The sequence below is a fragment of the Paenibacillus sp. FSL H7-0940 genome, assembly GCF_037979415.1.
Taxonomy (GTDB): domain Bacteria; phylum Bacillota; class Bacilli; order Paenibacillales; family Paenibacillaceae; genus Paenibacillus; species Paenibacillus amylolyticus.
The window spans coordinates 505,364-519,489 of record NZ_CP150280.1; the positions used below are offsets into that span (position 1 = coordinate 505,364).

Consider the following 14,126-nt stretch of genomic DNA (forward strand, 5'->3'; position numbering starts at 1 on the left):
AAACAGACAGTGAAAGGATATTCCAAACGAATGAACAGACATCAAGAGCATTTTTTACAAAAGAATATGAAGGACGTATCATCACTGATTTTGGCAGGTATACAGTGGTTTTTCTTCCTGTTTACCAATACCGTTGTTGTTCCGCTATCCATTGGACATAATTTTCATCTGTCTCCGGATGCCATCGCTGCCTCGATGCAGCACGCATTTATCCTTACCGGAGCAGTGTGTATTCTTCAAGCCGTATTTGGTCATCGATATGCGATTATGGATGGTCCTTCAGGATTATGGTGGGGATTGACGCTAAGTTTGACGGTATCTGCTTCATCGGCCGGTATGAGTCTGGAGCGTATTGGCGGTGGACTGGCTGCAGGTTTTCTGTTAGCGGGACTAACGATGGTGATTCTGGGTTGGCTGGGAGCAGCGCAAGTGCTGCAAAAGCTGTTTACACCTATGGTGAAGAGTGCCATGTTGTTTCTAATGACGATTCAATTAACGATGAATTTTTTCAAAGGTATGATTGGATATACGGAGTTTGGTCGATTCGATTTGCCTGTTGCCGCATTGTCCGTTGTCATTGCATTTTTGGTGGCATGGATTCAATTAAAGGGTAGGGGGAAACTGGGGAACTACGCGATCCTGATTGGGATTGTGGCAGGCTGGATCGCTTATAGTCTATTGTTTCCTGGACAACATAGCGGACAGCCGAATCAGGCCCCGGCTGGTCTCGAACTGTTTCCGTGGGGAGCGCCCAGATGGGAACCGGGTATTGTCATTACTGCATTTTTCGTGGGACTGGTGAACATGACGAATTCGATCACCACATTAAGCACAGTTGAGAAACTATACCGGACAGAAACAACAAGTCGTCAGTATAGGCATTCCTATGCGCTAACGGGTCTGTTCACGATGTTGTCAGCCTGTGTAGGTGTGCTGCCCTTTGGTTTATTTGCATCATCGATCGGGTTCCTGGAGAGTACTCGCATTCTGCGTCGTGCTGCCTTGATAATTGGAGCGGGGATGTTATGTGTGATAGGTCTTACACCTTCAGTGACAGCATTTTTTGCACAAATACCACCAAGCGTCGGCAGTGCGGTTTTGTTCGTGGCTTATCTTCAGATGTTCGGCACGGCACTAAGAACGCTTGAAGGTACGACGTTTAATTCTAAAACGATCTATCGTGTAGCGCTGCCGGTCCTCACGGGAGTTGCGGTCATGAATATTCCTGCGGAGGCCTTTCAAACCTTGCCCATGTACCTCATTCCGATCATAAGCAATGGTCTCGTCATTGGGGTATTGGTCTCACTGGTTCTTGAAAAAACCGTGAACTGGTCCAAAATGGAACAACCAGCGACAGTTAGTAAAGCGGCATAAAGAGTTTCATCTTGCGACAGTCCAATTTGATTGGGCTGTTTTTTGGTTTTTGTTACAGGTTTTAAGGCTATTTAACTATTTCACGATAATTTTGCCTTGTCCTGCAAGCATTCGCATCTCTCTAGAGAGACGGTCTTGGTTCCCATCCTGCATTTCGAGTTGAACACCATAGTGCCATGAGGTATTTTTTTCTTGACCCCAGCGGAGAGTGCCTTCCATATATAGAGGGTCTTCAAAAAGCAGCATATTCATTCCAATCCGAATATCGTTATTCTCTACAGGAAGGGATAGCGGAAATGACAGCTGACAGCCGGATCGACTGATGTCACAGAGTTCAGCCTGAATGGGCTTGGCTGGCGCGTTAACCCCGTTGATGCTGAGAATATAGATCTCAAAGTGGATCGGTTCCTTCAATGTGTATCGAAAGGGTTCTTTTCTATTGTTAATTGACATGGCTTGGCTTCCTCCATCAGGTTCAAAAAAAGTCAGTTATGCTTATATCGACCATTTGGAGCGAGAAATGAAGAGTTGCGCAAGCAGAGATGGTCCATGGGTTCCTTTTACACGTGTATCAGGCTTGATATAATGATGGAATATATTTCTGAGGTCAGACTTGGATCAGACAGAAGGGACGGGTGAATATGAGAGGTACATTTCAAATGGTTACAGATACGGCAACATTGTGCCTGTATGATCTGGCAGCGTTAAAACATCGGCTTGAGGATACTTCGGACTGGTGGTCCATTCCAGTGGATGAGCTGGCTGAGGTGAATGCAGGTCATTGTCTGTTCTTGAATCTGGGTACGGATGGAGTGTATGAGGTGGAATGGAGCCTGGAGGATGTAGAGGAGGATTCAGATCCAGATCACGGAGCGGAACGGGAAAAGGTGCATCATCTGCAAGTTCCGTCTGGGCACGTCTATCTGGGAGCGGCTGATGATGTCACTGGGGGTGAATTGGAGCCGGATGAGACGTGTGAAGGGGTTCTGTTTCAGTTAAAGCCGGGAAATTATGCGTGTATCGTCTCCAGAGAAGCCAGTCGGATCACCATTGTCATGACACCAAGTATTCAGGGAAATAACACGCTGGATGAATTAATCCGGATATAGTGTACATATACGAACAGGAGGGATTGATATGCAGGATTGGAACGAGATAACGATGATGAATACAGATGCCCTGCGTAAACGAATGAGAATACTCGCTGCTTTGGATATCATCTTTTCGCAGGAAGAATGGCTACGCGTTCATCATTATGAAGATAAACTTCAGCCAGGTGTGGCATGGGGAAACATCAATAACGGCGCAGGTGATCATCTGCATGTCTTGTTTACGAACTCAGGCACGTTGATCAAGGGATTCGATCATGAGTCACCTTTAAGCCCGCATGCTCGTGAGGATGGTGAGATCTACCCGGGCATGTACGATGAAGTACCGGAGACGTTGATAGCTGTACTGCGAGATCATGAGGAAACGTTGGATATGGAGGATGTGACCTTTTGCCTATGGCAGGAAGGGGACGACTTGCCATGGAAGGTTGGTAACTGGATTCAGCTGGCGATGACCGAGGAAGACAAAGCGGACGCCAGAGGTGGTGCAGAATTTTTACTTGGATATATAGAGAAGAACTCGGAAGATTACGTTGATTGGGCCAAAGGGTACTACGACTTGGAGGATCTACCGTTGGAAGTAATAGCTGAAGTATATGAAGAAAAACCGGTGACTGCCAGCCTGATTAAGCAGTTGTGTCCTGAGCGAGATGTGGCAGCCGTACTGGATGAGTTACAGCAACGCGGGTACGCCGTGGGACAAACGTAAAAGAGTAGCTAAGGGAGATGGGGAAGCCATGTACAAGATGCAATTGGAACGTATGCGTGAAAAGTTGATCACTCTCCGGAGTCTCGACCCCGATCTGGACCTGTTTGGCGCAGAGAACCATAAATATGAAATGGCATCTGTGTGGACGCAGAAGGATATCGCGCAATTTGAACAGAAATGGCGAATTGAGTTGCCGGAGGACTATAAGATATGGCTTCTTCATATGGGAACGGGTGGTGGAGGGCCTTATTATGGTTTGGAAAACCCGAATGACGGCGTATACGCTGTGCTGGGTTATGATGATGAGCTGAACGCGGTCTCCGACCCTTTCCAATTCACGGAAGCATGGAACTGGAACTATGACTGGTTCGAAGACAGCAAGGAAGAAGAGGAATGGGAAGCGCTGGAACATGAATATTTTGATCCAAAATGGTCGGCAGGTATGCTGCGCATCAGTGATTTTGGTTGTGGCATCTCCATGAATCTAATTGTTAAGGGAGCCTCCTACGGAGAGATCTGGGTTGATGACCGGGCTAACCGCAATGGAATCTATCCTGATCAGTATTGGGGCAATACGAATCGACTGCATTTTCTGGACTGGTATGAGTTGTGGTTGGATCGTTCCATCCATCAAATACATGGACAAAAGCAACAATCTGGAGCGAACGAAGTCTGAAGGAGGTTGTACATATGGGCTGGGAATATGGAATCAGAGCAACAGAGCCTGTGATTTTACCTGAAGTTGTGAAGCGTCTGGCAGGTGCATTAACGTTTACCGACATGTATAGTTTGGAACACCAAACCAAAGGCTTTGTATTGGAACGTGAAGATCCTTCCTGGCCTATAGCTCTTGAAGTGTGCATAGAAGAGGCCTCTGGTTTAGAAGAGATTGTGGATGGGGAATTGTATATCTACTGTTTGTTCCATATCTGGGGTGAAGAGGGGCGGAGCTGGATGCAACAGATGGAGCAAGAAAGCAGGCAGGTTGGTGGTGGATTAATCTGGTTTGAACTCTGATCGGTAGAAGATTTGCCTGAAACAGGAGGAGCATATATGGCTAAAAAATCAAAGAAAACAATTCCTGCGCTCATCTATCAGTATCAAGGTCCACAGCGGAATGTGGGTTTTGTTTTATCCCCTTTATACATAGAAGAATCGGTTGAAGTAGAGATGGAAGACATGCTGTTCATATATAATGAAGACTTTGACTACATTCGTCCTGCATTGGATCGCGCATTTCCCTTAACTGACCCGCGAACTGGAGAAGAGATGAAGACATTTGATCCCTGCTGGGAGAATCCGATTACAAAGGAAGTGTGGGTGGGGATTTTATCAGAGTTGGATCAACAGGTGGTTGCAGAGCCGGAATTCCGGATGTTTTTGAATCAGTTCACAGCTTGGGTGAGGAACCATCTGCAATTGGCTGACGGGATCGAAGTTACCGGCAACTTGTAAGTTAGTTGATCTTGGATTGTCATGCGTGTACGTAATTCAGTATACCTGCGGCAGAAGTGCTATGTAATCAAGCTCCCTCATGATGATGGCGGAGCTTTTTTTGATGAATAAAAACCGTTTGCTTCACTCACCCGTCTTATACCACAGAAAGAGAGAGAAGGAGGGATGCGGGGTGGAAACAAAAGCAGAGATAAACCAGAGGATCTATGTGCAGACCGAAGACGAGACGGCATTTGTGCAATCCATTATGGAACATCAAGATACGCTCATTTCTATTGCCTATAGCTACCTGCGTAACCGGCAAGATGCGCTGGAAGCTGTGCAGGAGATGACGTGCCGGGCTTGGATCAAACGTCGTACGCTGAATAATGAGAAGGCGTTCAAGTCGTGGATCATTCGGATTCTCATCTATGTCTGCATCGATGAACAGAGGCGCCGCAAGCGGGCGACACCTCTGGCGAAGGAGGATATGGAGGACAGCATTCCGGCATCTTGGATGATTAGTGTTGACGATAATCGAATCGCTATGGAATCTCTTTTGCAAAAGGTGAAACCGAAATATCGCCATGTACTACTGCTGAAATATTATAACGACATGACACTGACGGATATTGCCTCGATCCTTGGCAAACCAGAAGGGACGATCAAGACCTGGCAGCACAAGGGACTCCAGCAGTTGCGCAAGTTGATGAAGAACAGGAGGGATTGGCATGACCACTAACCCGGAGGAGAAAGCACTTCTTGCAGACGCATATCAGGTGAAAAGAGAGAAACAGCAGTGGAATCCGGCGGACACGACTGCTGCGATTCAACGTGGTATCGCAAAGGCCAGAACAAAAAGATCAGGTAGGATCGTTCGTGTCAAATGGATTACGGCAGTGCTGGTCACGGTCCTTGCTGCAGGTTGGTTTCTTACGGGCCCGCTTGGAAACTATGGGCAACAACCGGCAACATATACTGAGCCTGTCACCCATTGGGGTGTACTAGAGCCCTTTCGTGGCCTGCTAACTTCGGATATGGATAGTGCCACGATTACTTCAACGCTAAATCATGATTATGTGCAACTCGTGGATCGGACGGTTACATCGGGCATATATCAGTTTACCGTGAATGCGGTTCTGGCAGATGAGAACAGGATAACGGTATTGTATACCGCCAGAACGGATGCTTCGCAAGAGATTTATTCGATAGTCAATACCAAGATGACGGATGCAAGAACAGGTTATGTCCTTGATAACGGAAATATAGGAGGTATGCATTTTTCGAAGGATAAGCATACCATTTATGGCCGGAATACAATTGAGCGTAATCGAAATAAACCGCTCCCTGAGCAAGTGAATCTTCAGTTCCAGCTTTCTTCCGTTGTTCCAGATGTGGTGGGAAATTCAGAAAAAGGGGAAAAGGAACGGAAATATAAATATTCCAAAAAAATGAATCTTTCTTTTGCACTGGATCCCAAATTCTCTATCCCCAAAACGGAAATCATCAACGTTAATCGGACCTTTACCGTTGGAGGCTATGAGGTCTTATTGTCGGAGGTGGAGATGTCTCCGCTAGTAACGCGGGTCAAATTTGTCCATGCACCTGATCAAGAGATGGACTACAAAACGAAGTTGTCGCTCAACGAGATCGTTTGGCCTATCGAAATCATTTCGATCTCCAGGAATGGGAAGCAGACCAAGTTATCCATGGTAGGCGGGAGCGGAACGGAAGACGGAATGATGTATTCTTTCAGCAGCAATCTGCTGGACAATCCGGAGTCAATGATATTAATACTTCGTGGCAAACCAGATAAGGTCTACGATGATTTACAAGAAGCCAAGAAGGATGAACTGAAAATCAAAATCAAATAAGATGAACTAACTGGAATAACTCTTATTCGAATTGGTAGACGTTAGTGAAGTAAGTGAAGGGATGTCCCGCAAGGTCGTAAGCCTTGTGAGACATCCCTTCTTAAATATGACAAGCTGCTGATCTTATACAGTTAGAATATCTACTCCCAGAGCTGGAAGGGTCAACTTCTGATTCAATCTCTCGCTAGTCAACAAGCTATGATAAGGAACGTCCAACGTAATCTCTCGTTGCTCATTCGTCAAATTGATCAGGAACAGGAAGTTCTGCTCCCCCTTCGTTCGAATCGAAAGCTCGACACCTTCCGGAAGCTGGATCTCGGGCGTCAACCCTTTTTCCTTCAATATGTCTTCAAACAACTGATAGAAATACGATGGCTCCGGCCAAGTGCCGACATAATACACTTCACCTTCACCAAGCTTATTGACAGTAATCGCCGGTACACCCTCGTAAAAGTCGTTGTCATACCAGGCGATCGGCTCTGCACCTCGCAGTTCCAGTAGATCACACCATTGCTTCGCAGCGAAAGTCTTGCCCTCCGCGTTCCGTATCCGATGCTCACTGTTGCCGATGGCATCATATTCACTTACGACAACACCCGCCGCTTCACCCAGTAGCCCCGGAAGAGGCAGCATCTCACATACATTCCTCATGTTCTTCACGCCAGTCCGATTGGTAAGGACAACCGTACCACCCTTAGCTGCGAATCGCTCCAGTCGCTGTGCTACTTCTTCACTTAACAGGAAGAGGGAAGGGACAATGACCAGCTTGTACCCATCGAGCTCCTCGGTCCAGTTGATAACGTCTGTACCTACACCCATTTTCAGAAATGCATTATGCATAGAGGAAAGGTTGTCTATATAGTGCATTCCCCCTTCCGCCTGCGGCTGAAGGGAAAGCGCTGTGTGCTGATCATGCGAATGCAGAATAGCAACCTGGGTAACAATGGTTGAGTCGGCGAGCATTTCTCCTAACCGGTTCACCTCGCGAGTAAGCTCTGCAAACTCCCTGAACCTGCGTCCATGAACATTGCTGTGGTCGATCAGCCCATGCCAGAACTGTTCCGCTCCGACGGTTGCACTCCGCCAGCGGAAATGGACGACCATATCCGCACCGCGGGCGATTGTCTGCCAGGAGCGAGCTCGGATCAGTCCAGGATACGGGGTGCGCTGAATCGGCATCCAGGCGCCCTGCGCTCCGCTGAGCTGTTCCATTACCCAGAAATTCCGGCGTTTGATGCCGCGAACCAAGTCCAGCGTAAGCGCTCCGTTCCTCGGAAACCGATCGCCATAATCGCGATACAGCTCATTCGGATAATAATCAACAGAGACGAAGTCCAATTCGTTGTGCATATCATAATAGTCCAGGCTATTCGGATATTGCCACATGTTATGCGTCACGAATTGATCTGGACAGTTACGGCGTAAAATCTCAAGCTGCCATCCCAGCAGATAGCCTACGCTGTCAGAACAAAACCGCTTGTACTCCAGAAGATAAGAAGGATTCATCGGTTTGCTGGCACCGAGTGGTGTTGTTACCTCAGCCCAGCTGCTGTACTCACCACTCCAGACGACCGTTCCCCACTCCCGGTTCAACTCCTCCAGATTGGAATAACGCTTTTGCAGCCAAGCGACAAATGAACGATTACATGTATCACAATGGCATTCCTGGTAGTGCATCTCGTTATCGATTTGCCAGCCTATGACGGCGGGATGCTTACCATAGCGCTGTGATATCGCTTCCACAAATTTGGAGCCCAGCATTCTCAAGGAAGGGCTGTTGTTGCAACGATGTCCACGCACTCCTGGCCGAATGATGTGGCGTTGTTCATCCATGGGCAGCACATCTGGATAACGGGTAGTCATCCAGTTTGGCGGGGTATTGGTGGGGGTGCATAACACAATTTCCATACCACGCGAAGCGAATACTTCTATAGCCGCATCCAGCCATTCAAACTGATAATTACCCTCAGTCGGTTCCATTCGGCTCCAGGCGAACTCCGCCATTCGAACAACTGCAACCCCTGTCTGTTGCATAAGTATGGCATCTTTCTCCCATAACTCCGGGGTCCATTGCTCTGGATAATAATCAATTCCGATCTTAATTGTCATCCTGTGATCTCCTTTATTTATCAATATATTGCGATTATATGTTATATTAATTCGAGTGAATATCTTAAATAATTAATATGATATAACAATATTAAGATTAGGAGAGTTAGTCGTATGCCTCATCCCAATCGTAATTTTCCGGTGTTATCTGCCCGAGACAAGCTGCTCCCTTTTTATTTACTTGGCATCGGCCTGCATCATGAACAGGAGCATATCCGCCGAGACCAAGGCATTGAGGATTATCAGTGGATACAATGCCGCAGCGGAGTGGGTAAGCTCAAGCTAAGTGAAACGGAACATATCGTCAAGCCAGGTATGGGCATGCTGTTATTCCCTGGACAGAAGCACGAATACTATGCGCTATCCGACAGTTGGGAAGTCGACTGGATCATTTTCGATGGCAACGGGTCAGCAAACTTGTTTAAAACCGTGGGCATTGTCAACACATGCGTATACACACTTGCACAACCTGAATACCTTCTATCCCGAATGCGGGAGCTGCTGCAAGCTGCCTTAACACCACAAGAGCAGACATTAAGCAATTACGCCTGCTCCGCCATTCTCTATACCTTATTGACAGAGATTATTCAACGCGTATCTGTTGAGGGCAGCGATACGGTCGGGCAGCAGTATGAGCGATTAAAACCGGTTCTGGACTATATTGAACAACATTATGCTGAAGAGATCACTTTGCCAACGCTGGCTGGATTGATCTGTGTCACACCAGAATATTTCTGTCATTTGTTTAAAAAGACGACAGGTATTCGTCCCATTAGTTATGTTAATCAGGTAAGAGTCAACAAGAGCAAGGAACTGCTGCTCGACAATGTGCAGCGCGGGATGGAGGATATTGCTCGTCAAATCGGTTTCGAATCGACCAGCTATTATGGAGCCATCTTCAAGAAGCTGGAACGAATCACACCTGGCGCCTTCCGCCGCAGCTATCAGAAGTCGTGACATATTATTATCTGTAAGCGATGGGTTTTCGTCAGAGGCTTTAGGAACTGATCCGTGGGCAGATCAGTTCCAAGTTGGATCACATAGTACTCGTTAATAGAGCCGCTAATTAGCGGCTCTATTTTGTGTGAATGAATGCCTGGTTTTACGTTTTTTCACTATATCTGATCTGCTGTTGCATAAAAATGATAATTGTTGTCTTTTTGCAATAATTGTATTGTCACAGCCAAAGTTACACGATATAATCGAGTTGTCTTTGAGGATAATATTATAAAGGATGGTGAAATTTTGAAGAAATTTTCGATGCTTTTACTCGCTCTAACTCTATTGTTGTTAACTGTCTCCACAGCCCCGTCTACATATGGTGCGGCCAGTTATCCAAACACAGGTACGAACGGGTTGACTGGTTTTGCAGGCAGTGCCAAGAATGAAAATGGTGTATCCAAGTCAGCTACGACAGGTGGCAAGAACGGTCAGGTGGTTTACGTTAGTAATCTCAATGACTTGAGAACACATATGGCGGGCTCTACAGCCAAGATTGTCGTCGTTGAACAGAATATTTCTTCCTCCACGCTGCAAAAGGTTGAATTTGGAGCGAACAAGACCCTTGTAGGTTCCTTTGGCAAACATACATTAACGAATATTCATTTCAGATCCACAAGCAGTTCAAGCAATGTGATTTTTCAAAATCTGACTTTTGAACACGCTTCCAATATTAATGCCAATGATGATATCCAGATGTATATCACTTCAGGCTCCAATTACTGGATTGATCATGTGACGTTTGCTGGTCACAGCTACAGCTCTGGCGGTAGTGATCTGGACAAACTTCTGTATATTGGTGATCGCGCCGACTATATTACGATTAGCAATTCTAAATTTGCGAACCATAAGTATGGCGTCATCCTCGGTCATCCGAATGATGGTAACAGCAGTTACAATGGCGTACCTCATGTGACGATGTCCAATAATTACTTCGAAAATTTATATGTACGTGGTCCTGGACTTTTAAGATATGGTTACTTCCATCTCAAAAACAACTATGCAAACAACTTTAATCAGGCCATCACAATTGGTGAAAAAGCACGGATTTATTCTGAAAACAACTACTTTGGTGCTGGCGCTGAAAAGGGTGGCATCCTGGATGACAAAGGAAAAGGTGAGTTTACGGATACGGGCAGTACACCTGCGCTTAATAGTCCGACTTCTCCTAAAACGAACTGGAGACCAAGCTCCAATTACAGTTATCAGGTAGAGAGTGCCAGCTACGCGCGTGAGTTCGTCACCAAGTATGCAGGCTCCTCCAATACGACACTTGTATTCGGAAAGTAATAGTTGCTGCACATCCTTTCACGACCCAAAGGCCTGTCTTGTGCGCCATAACGCATGAGACAGGCCTTTTTTATTTGTAAAATGATATGCTTACATATCATTTTACATTTCATATTCATTTTAAATGTTGAATACCGATATACATAAAGTAGCGCTGGTTTCATACTTATGAAGTTAATATGTACTATGCTAAGGCGCTGCGTATTTGCGATTTGCACATAAGCAGGACCAAAGACTACTAGATGTAGTACAGAAAGGCCCTACAACTTACATTTAACCTACATAAAAGGACGGGGTAAGCATGAATCGTATGGACGAAATTATTTGGAAAAGGAACAAATTAATCGGTATCATTTTGTGGATTATTATTGCCATTGGTATGGGGCTGGCCTTTACGATGCCGAAGTTACTTGTGTCCAATGGAGTAGCTCTAGTCTTTGTAGTTTGGATTACATACGCTAATGCGAAAAAGAAACATATTCATCTCATTCCATGGCTGATTACCGTATTACTGACAATATGTGGAGTCTATGTCGGTTGGGGAACGGTCAATTTTGCGTTAAGTTTGGTCATAACCGCAGTTCTACTGTTATTTCCTAACAAGAAATTTTTTGTGGTTGGATTTTCGGTATTACTAGTCAACAGTGTTCTTCAATTATTTGTTATGAATACCGTTGACTCTGTTGAGCTAATAGGTAATATCGTTAATGTGGGACTATTCGCTCTCACGGGGGCCATTCTGATGCTGGTCTCACAGCTGAATCAAAGGCTCTTCCATGAAAGTGAAGTACGCCAGAATGAGGTGGAGCATTCTAAGCAAAGAGTGGAAACCATGCTGGAGCGTGTGAAGGAATCGGTCGAAGGTTTATCACGTTATACGGATCAATTGAAGGAAAAAGTGAATGCGACTGGTTCTATCACCAATGAGGTGACGCTTGGGTTCAGTGAGGTTGCAAAAGGTGTTGAGTTCCAGGCGACCAGTGTGGCCGAGATCTCGGAATCCTTATCTGTATCGGATCAGCATATCAAGGACGTTGCTTCGTATTCGCAGCAGATGAAAGAGTTGTCCGTAAGTATGGCAACGAGCACACAAACTGGAAGCACACAGATGGACCAGCTGAACATTCAGATGCAAGAGCTATATGAAACGATCAATACAACTGCAAATGACATGCGAAAGTTCAACGAGGAAAGTGAATCCATGACGCTTATGCTGAACAGCATAGCGGATATTGCGAGTCAGACCAACCTGCTCGCGCTTAATGCAGCCATTGAAGCCGCTCGTGCGGGTGAGCATGGACGCGGGTTTGCTGTTGTATCAGAGGAAGTTCGCAAGTTGGCAGAGAACTCGGGTCAGTCCGCAAGTGATATCGGAACCATCCTTTCTCGATTAAAAGGACAGACGCAGGCACTGACAGATCGATTCGAACGTATTCGTCTATCGTTACAACAAGGAAGAGATAGCGTCCATACGGCAGAGGAAGTATTCCGTACGATCAACAGCAACTCTCAGCATGTGTTGAATCAAGCGACAGATATCGAGACTAGTTCGGCGACCATGAAGGAATCTTCCACCAGAGTTGTGAATGAGGTTTCCGAGATTTCGAGTGTAACGGAGCAATCCAGTGCAGCGACAGAAGAGATTCTGGCGAGCATGGAAGAACAACGTAACCTGACACAGAAGATGGTAGAGAGCTTTGGAGAATTGGAGCAACTGATTGTAGACTTGAATGAATTGGTCTCGGATCATCAGGCTTCTTCCGTTGGAATAAACTTTAATAATAAATAGTTGAGGGCCTGTCGGTGCGTATTTAGCGTACTGGACGGGCTTTTTTCATCTGCCAAACAGCTTGATGCCGACATTTTTTTCCTATACAGTGATGTGTAGAGTATGAAGAGCGTAGAACTGAAACTGTAAATGGTAGTTAAAAGAAGATGTAACCTCATGGGGGAGTAGAAGGTTGAAGGATAAAGGAATGAAAGATAGATTGGACTGTGATGACAGTACATATGAGGTTAAGAATGATAATAGGGCTGCACGCGTACGTTTTTATGATCAGCAATCGTTCAAAGACATGGACTGGCCCGATACGGAGGATGGCGGATATGCCAGAGTCTATCTGGAACCTATGATGCTGGACGGAACCCAAAGCTTTATGTCCAATGTGGAAACGACATTGTTGCTCACCCGGATTGATGATCTCGTTATTCCGCTGACGGTGAATGATACAGAGTATGATAATGCTTACGTTTGTTCGCCATATACGCATTATGTGAGTTACGCCAAGCAGGAATTGACCATGTTGCAGAAGCCCGTGTTGGAAAAAGGTCTTTCTGTGCTGCTCAGTCTAATAGGTTGGGGAATGAAGCAATCGCAGATCAACAAAGTTGTGCATGTGAACAACTGGTTGTTGTCCACCAATCTGTATCCCGCCATGTCCGGTGAACAAGCAGAATGTTTGCTTGCAGCGGTACAAGAGCGATACCCTGAACATGTCATTGTATTTCGCTCCTTGTGTCAGGGACTTCATCCCGATCTGACGGCGAGGCTAACGGAAGTGGGGTGTCGACTAATTCCGAGCCGACAAATCTACCTGTACCAAGCGCATGATCCGAATTTTGGAAACTCGAAGTCACGCTGGCTGTTGAAGCGGGATTACGAATTATTGGGCAAGCATGGATACGAATTCGTTTCCGAATCAGATATGACGGATGCAGATATTCCGCGAATCGCGGAGTTGTACAAGCTGTTATACCTTGAAAAGTACTCCTATCACAATCCGCAATTCACTGAGCGGTTCATTGCTGCTGCGATGGCATCAGGGACACTCAGGCTCTATGGATTGCGGAAGGAAGGGCGCCTGGACGCGGTCATGGGTTATTTCTGCCGCAATGGAGTTATGACAACGCCGCTGTTCGGTTACGATACAGCGGTGCCCCAATCCGTCGGACTATACCGCATGTTATCAGCTTGTCTGATCGGACAGGCTCGCGAGAACGGCCATCTGTTACATGAGAGCGCCGGGGCTGCGCAGTTCAAGCGCAATCGCGGTGCTGTGGCGGATTTTGAATATTCGGCTGTGTATGAGCGCCACCTTCCATGGGGCAGACGCTGGTGCTGGCTGCTGCTTGATCGGTTGTTGAATTGCGTAGGTGTGCCGCTGATGCGCCGCATGAAGCTGTAAACAGACAAAAAACGTGCTTGCGCTGCCCGATGTAGGTGTGAGC

At 46.3% G+C, this 14,126-nt stretch carries 14 protein-coding genes; 12 read left to right on the forward strand and 2 right to left on the reverse strand.

Going from position 1 to position 14,126, the window contains the following annotated elements; all coding sequences use genetic code 11:
* The first annotated feature begins 30 nt into the window (after window positions 1-30).
* The gene (locus MHB71_RS02165; RefSeq protein WP_235431600.1) at window positions 31-1,374 is read left to right on the forward strand and encodes a uracil/xanthine transporter; all 1,344 of its coding nucleotides are present in this window, start codon (window positions 31-33) and stop codon (window positions 1,372-1,374) included.
* Window positions 1,375-1,449: 75 nt separating this feature from the next.
* Here MHB71_RS02165 and MHB71_RS02170 read toward each other — a convergent pair whose 3' ends face one another.
* The gene (locus tag MHB71_RS02170; RefSeq protein WP_036617371.1) at window positions 1,450-1,827 is read right to left on the reverse strand and encodes a PilZ domain-containing protein; all 378 of its coding nucleotides are present in this window, start codon (window positions 1,825-1,827) and stop codon (window positions 1,450-1,452) included.
* Window positions 1,828-2,015: 188 nt separating this feature from the next.
* Between MHB71_RS02170 and MHB71_RS02175 the strand changes: the two genes are divergently transcribed.
* The 7 genes from MHB71_RS02175 (at window position 2,016) to MHB71_RS02205 (ending at window position 6,500) form a co-directional block, all read left to right on the forward strand.
* Window positions 2,016-2,483, forward strand: a complete 468-nt coding sequence (locus MHB71_RS02175; RefSeq protein WP_340028721.1) for a DUF6386 family protein — start codon at window positions 2,016-2,018, stop codon at window positions 2,481-2,483.
* 28 nt (window positions 2,484-2,511) lie between these two features.
* Window positions 2,512-3,192: a hypothetical protein gene (locus tag MHB71_RS02180; protein WP_340028723.1), complete on the forward strand. Its 681-nt coding sequence runs from the start codon at window positions 2,512-2,514 to the stop codon at window positions 3,190-3,192.
* Entirely contained in the window at window positions 3,152-3,868 is a 717-nt protein-coding gene (locus MHB71_RS02185) for an SMI1/KNR4 family protein (protein ID WP_340028725.1), read from the forward strand. Before MHB71_RS02180 ends, MHB71_RS02185 begins: the two co-directional genes overlap by 41 nt.
* A gap of 14 nt (window positions 3,869-3,882) precedes the next feature.
* Window positions 3,883-4,209: a hypothetical protein gene (locus MHB71_RS02190; RefSeq protein WP_338706745.1), complete on the forward strand. Its 327-nt coding sequence runs from the start codon at window positions 3,883-3,885 to the stop codon at window positions 4,207-4,209.
* 36 nt (window positions 4,210-4,245) lie between these two features.
* Window positions 4,246-4,647, forward strand: coding sequence for a hypothetical protein (locus MHB71_RS02195; protein ID WP_047843898.1), 402 nt, complete (start codon window positions 4,246-4,248; stop codon window positions 4,645-4,647).
* A 172-nt stretch (window positions 4,648-4,819) separates the two neighbouring features.
* Window positions 4,820-5,368 (forward strand): sigma-70 family RNA polymerase sigma factor, encoded by a 549-nt coding sequence (locus MHB71_RS02200; protein WP_235431599.1) that lies wholly within the window; start codon window positions 4,820-4,822, stop codon window positions 5,366-5,368.
* Window positions 5,358-6,500 (forward strand): DUF4179 domain-containing protein, encoded by a 1,143-nt coding sequence (locus tag MHB71_RS02205; RefSeq protein WP_340028726.1) that lies wholly within the window; start codon window positions 5,358-5,360, stop codon window positions 6,498-6,500. The genes MHB71_RS02200 and MHB71_RS02205 overlap by 11 nt, the downstream gene beginning before the upstream one ends.
* A 123-nt stretch (window positions 6,501-6,623) precedes the next feature.
* Here the strand turns inward: MHB71_RS02205 and MHB71_RS02210 are convergent, their stop codons facing one another.
* Window positions 6,624-8,609, reverse strand: a complete 1,986-nt coding sequence (locus MHB71_RS02210; RefSeq protein ID WP_340028727.1) for a beta-galactosidase — start codon at window positions 8,607-8,609, stop codon at window positions 6,624-6,626.
* Between the two features lie 114 nt (window positions 8,610-8,723).
* Between MHB71_RS02210 and MHB71_RS02215 the strand changes: the two genes are divergently transcribed.
* From MHB71_RS02215 to MHB71_RS02230, 4 genes are all read left to right on the forward strand, one after another.
* Window positions 8,724-9,566, forward strand: a complete 843-nt coding sequence (locus tag MHB71_RS02215) for an AraC family transcriptional regulator (protein ID WP_340028728.1) — start codon at window positions 8,724-8,726, stop codon at window positions 9,564-9,566.
* Window positions 9,567-9,869: 303 nt separating this feature from the next.
* A complete protein-coding gene (locus tag MHB71_RS02220; protein ID WP_340030118.1) occupies window positions 9,870-10,898 on the forward strand; it encodes a pectate lyase in 1,029 nt (342 codons plus the stop codon).
* A 301-nt stretch (window positions 10,899-11,199) separates the two neighbouring features.
* Window positions 11,200-12,687 (forward strand): methyl-accepting chemotaxis protein, encoded by a 1,488-nt coding sequence (locus MHB71_RS02225; RefSeq protein WP_340028730.1) that lies wholly within the window; start codon window positions 11,200-11,202, stop codon window positions 12,685-12,687.
* Between the two features lie 187 nt (window positions 12,688-12,874).
* Window positions 12,875-14,083, forward strand: a complete 1,209-nt coding sequence (locus MHB71_RS02230; protein WP_340028732.1) for a GNAT family N-acetyltransferase — start codon at window positions 12,875-12,877, stop codon at window positions 14,081-14,083.
* Window positions 14,084-14,126: the final 43 nt, after the last annotated feature.

What these genes read in the sequence shown, in the direction of transcription:
- MHB71_RS02210 (WP_340028727.1), bottom strand. Translation starts at nt 8,609, where the DNA reads ATGACAATTAAGATCGGAATTGATTATTATCCAGAGCAATGGACCCCG.
- MHB71_RS02165 (WP_235431600.1), top strand. Translation starts at nt 31, where the DNA reads ATGAACAGACATCAAGAGCATTTTTTACAAAAGAATATGAAGGACGTA.
- MHB71_RS02225 (WP_340028730.1), top strand. Translation starts at nt 11,200, where the DNA reads ATGAATCGTATGGACGAAATTATTTGGAAAAGGAACAAATTAATCGGT.
- MHB71_RS02215 (WP_340028728.1), top strand. Translation starts at nt 8,724, where the DNA reads ATGCCTCATCCCAATCGTAATTTTCCGGTGTTATCTGCCCGAGACAAG.
- MHB71_RS02195 (WP_047843898.1), top strand. Translation starts at nt 4,246, where the DNA reads ATGGCTAAAAAATCAAAGAAAACAATTCCTGCGCTCATCTATCAGTAT.
- MHB71_RS02230 (WP_340028732.1), top strand. Translation starts at nt 12,875, where the DNA reads ATGAAAGATAGATTGGACTGTGATGACAGTACATATGAGGTTAAGAAT.
- MHB71_RS02205 (WP_340028726.1), top strand. Translation starts at nt 5,358, where the DNA reads ATGACCACTAACCCGGAGGAGAAAGCACTTCTTGCAGACGCATATCAG.
- MHB71_RS02220 (WP_340030118.1), top strand. Translation starts at nt 9,870, where the DNA reads ATGCTTTTACTCGCTCTAACTCTATTGTTGTTAACTGTCTCCACAGCC.
- MHB71_RS02170 (WP_036617371.1), bottom strand. Translation starts at nt 1,827, where the DNA reads ATGTCAATTAACAATAGAAAAGAACCCTTTCGATACACATTGAAGGAA.
- MHB71_RS02190 (WP_338706745.1), top strand. Translation starts at nt 3,883, where the DNA reads ATGGGCTGGGAATATGGAATCAGAGCAACAGAGCCTGTGATTTTACCT.
- MHB71_RS02180 (WP_340028723.1), top strand. Translation starts at nt 2,512, where the DNA reads ATGCAGGATTGGAACGAGATAACGATGATGAATACAGATGCCCTGCGT.
- MHB71_RS02185 (WP_340028725.1), top strand. Translation starts at nt 3,152, where the DNA reads ATGAGTTACAGCAACGCGGGTACGCCGTGGGACAAACGTAAAAGAGTA.
- MHB71_RS02175 (WP_340028721.1), top strand. Translation starts at nt 2,016, where the DNA reads ATGAGAGGTACATTTCAAATGGTTACAGATACGGCAACATTGTGCCTG.